This window comes from Nitratidesulfovibrio oxamicus (genome assembly GCF_015731765.1).
Lineage (GTDB): Bacteria > Desulfobacterota > Desulfovibrionia > Desulfovibrionales > Desulfovibrionaceae > Cupidesulfovibrio > Cupidesulfovibrio oxamicus.
In genome coordinates this window covers 1-2,645 of record NZ_VRYY01000360.1, presented here as the reverse complement: position 1 = coordinate 2,645, position 2,645 = coordinate 1, and the positions used below count along the sequence as shown (strand labels likewise).

3 protein-coding genes are annotated in these 2,645 nt (G+C 72.8%); all 3 read right to left on the bottom strand.

Annotated features, from left to right (window positions below; genetic code table 11):
- Positions 1–557 (bottom strand): aminotransferase class IV (locus FVW20_RS12160; protein ID WP_196609823.1); only part of this gene is annotated, 557 nt, incomplete at its 3' end.
- On the bottom strand, positions 554–2,233 hold the full coding sequence (locus tag FVW20_RS12155) for a chorismate-binding protein (protein ID WP_196609822.1): 1,680 nt from the start codon (positions 2,231–2,233) through the stop codon (positions 554–556). The genes FVW20_RS12155 and FVW20_RS12160, both read right to left, overlap by 4 nt.
- Positions 2,205–2,645: glutamine amidotransferase-related protein (locus tag FVW20_RS12150; RefSeq protein ID WP_443677868.1), on the bottom strand; the 441-nt coding region annotated here is incomplete at its 5' end. The genes FVW20_RS12155 and FVW20_RS12150, both read right to left, overlap by 29 nt.

Below are 2,645 nucleotides of genomic sequence, written 5' to 3'. Positions count from 1 at the left end.
CCGGTGGGGGTGCAGAAGCATTTGCCGTCGCCGAACAGCAGCGCGGCGGTGGTGGCCTCGGTCACGACGCCGCCGGGCTGGGTGAGCACGGCGTCGTCCTGGCCCAGGGCGCGGGCGGCCCTGCGTTCCAGGTAGCAGAGCATGTAGTTCATGGATTTGTGCAGGGCCAGCGAGCCCAGCGTGGCGGGCGGGGCAAGGCGCAGGCTGTAGGTGCGGTCGGGCGCGGGCGGGGCGTAGGGTGCGGCGGTGACCAGCGGGGCCATGGCCGCGTCCTCGTCCTCCAGCGGGGCGATGATGTTCACCCGCGCCTGCCGTTCGGCAAGGCCGTTGGCGCGCACCACCTCCGCGATGACCGCCGGATAGTCCACGGGTTCGGCCATCAGGCCGAAGTGGTCCAGGCTGGCCTGCAGGCGCGCCAGATGCGCATCCAGGCGGCTGGGTCCGTGGCCGTTCCACAGGATGGTCTCGAAGAACCCGGCCCCGTACCGGAAGGCCGGACTGCCGATGTCCAGCCGTACCCCGCCCTCGTGCAGCGCGCCGCTCCGCCAGTGGATCATGCGCATACCTCCCGGAAGTTGGCTGCCTTGGCACATGTTTCTTCGTATTCGCTTTCCGGGTCCGAGTCCACGACGATGCCGCTGCCCGCGCAATGTTCGAAGCGTCCCGTGGCCGCGTCGTGCCAGCCGGTGCGGATGGCGATGGAAGCGTCCATGGTGCGGGCGTCGGCGATGGCCAGCAGGCTGCCGCAGTACACCTCGCGGCTGTGGGGTTCCCCGGCCTCGATGATGGCCAGGGTGCGCCGCTTGGGGCAGCCGGTCACCGACCCGCCGGGAAAGGCGGACAGCAGAAGGTCCAGGCAGGTGCGGTCGGGCCGCAGGGTGCCGGTGACGTCGGAATACATCTGCACGAGGCCGCTGGCAGCGCCGCCCACGCGAAAGGTGGCGCAGTGCCGGGCCACGGCCACGCTGCCGTGGGCGCAGTCTGCCGAGATGTCGTTGCGCACCAGGTCAACGATCATGGACAGTTCGGCGCGCTCCTTGGGGGTGGCGGCCAGCAGGCCCGGCAGGCCGGGATGCCAGACGGGATGCGGCGTGCCGGGGCCGAAGGCCAGGGTGCCCTTGATGGGCTGCGACAGCACGCGGGCCGTGCCGCCGTCCGGCGCATCCACGCGCAGGAACCGTTCCGGCGAGGCGGACACCACGTGGCGTCTGCCGATGCGGAACAAGCCGTGAAAGGGTGCGGGCCGGGTGCGCCACAGGTGCAGCGACAGGGCCGCCGGGTCCAGCCCCGGCGCATGCAGGCCGAAACGGGTGGACAGGTTGCACTGGTAGGTATCGCCCGCGCGGATGCGGCGCAGCACCTCGCGCACGCCCGCCGTGTACCCGGCGCGGTCCAGTGAGGGGGGCAGGCCGGTGCAACCGGTGGGGGCGGTGAATGCGGCGGGCGGGGATGCGTCGGCCAGCAGGCGGGCACAGCGGGCGGCCATATCCGGCGGAGCATCCGGGTGCACGGACAGGGTAAGCGCGCCGGTGGCCGGGTTCCAGCGGGCCATGGCGTGATAGCGGCGCAGCAGGGCGTGGGGCAGCACGCGAGGCATGGCGCTGCGGATGCCGAAGCGCGGCAGGCCGTAGGTGTATGCCAGAAAGCCAAGGGCGATGCCGTGGTCGGCACGGGCGGGCTGCCAGAGGAGGGGGGGGCGCCCGCGCAGTGGCGCGGTGGAATGCGCCCCGAACGGCATCGGCAGGCCGAGGAATGCGGCCAGCGCGGCGTCGGTGTGCGGGCCGGGTTCATGGTCCGGTGAAGATGCGTGGCGGGGGCGGGCGAGGTTGAACGCAGGGTCGGCTGCGGGGCCAGCCATGCGGCCGGGCGCGGGATCGCCCAGACACAGTTCCTCGCGCGGGCAGATGCCCACGAGGCAGCACGGGCCTTCGCCCTCGCCGCCGGGCCAGACCGTCCAGCCGGGGGGCATGGCGGTGTGGACGTGCGGGGCGCCAGTTGTGCCAGTTGTGCCAGTCGCGCCAGTTGTGCCAGTCGCGCCGGGGGAGGCGGCGTGCTGGCCGGAGGCGATTGCATCCGCGCTCAGTACCCCCCCCATGCCGGAATCCGCATGGCCCGTATCCGCGTGCCCGGAATCCGGGTGGCACAGCAGCAGGTCCGCGCCCTGCCGGGCGCAGGCCAGGGCAAAGGACGCGAAGGCGTCGGCGTCAGCGCAGGCCGACAGCGTGCAGCGCATGGCGTATCCACCACACCCCGTCCGGGGTGAGGAACGATTCGGGGTGAAACTGGTAGCCCAGCAGGGGCAGGCAGCGGTGCCGGGCGGCCATGGCCACCCCTTGGCCGTTGCGGGCCAGCACGCGCATGCCCGTGCCCATAACGGACAGGTGCAGCGAATGGTAGCGGGCCACGGTGCGGGCCTGCCCGGCGTAGTGCAGGGTGTCCGGCTTGCCGTGCACGCAGCCCGGCAGCGGCGCGGTGACCCCGCCAAAATGGGCGTTGATGATCTGCAGGCCAAGGCAGATGCCCAGCACGGGTACCGGCACGGGGCAGGGCGGGGAGCAGGGCGGGGAGCAGGGCGAGGCGCAGTGGGGAGACGCCGGGGCGGCGGGCTCGGCTGCGGACGGGTCAGGCGGCGAGGTTGCAGCCGG

What these genes read in the sequence shown, in the direction of transcription:
- FVW20_RS12155 (WP_196609822.1), bottom strand. Translation starts at nt 2,233, where the DNA reads ATGCGCTGCACGCTGTCGGCCTGCGCTGACGCCGACGCCTTCGCGTCC.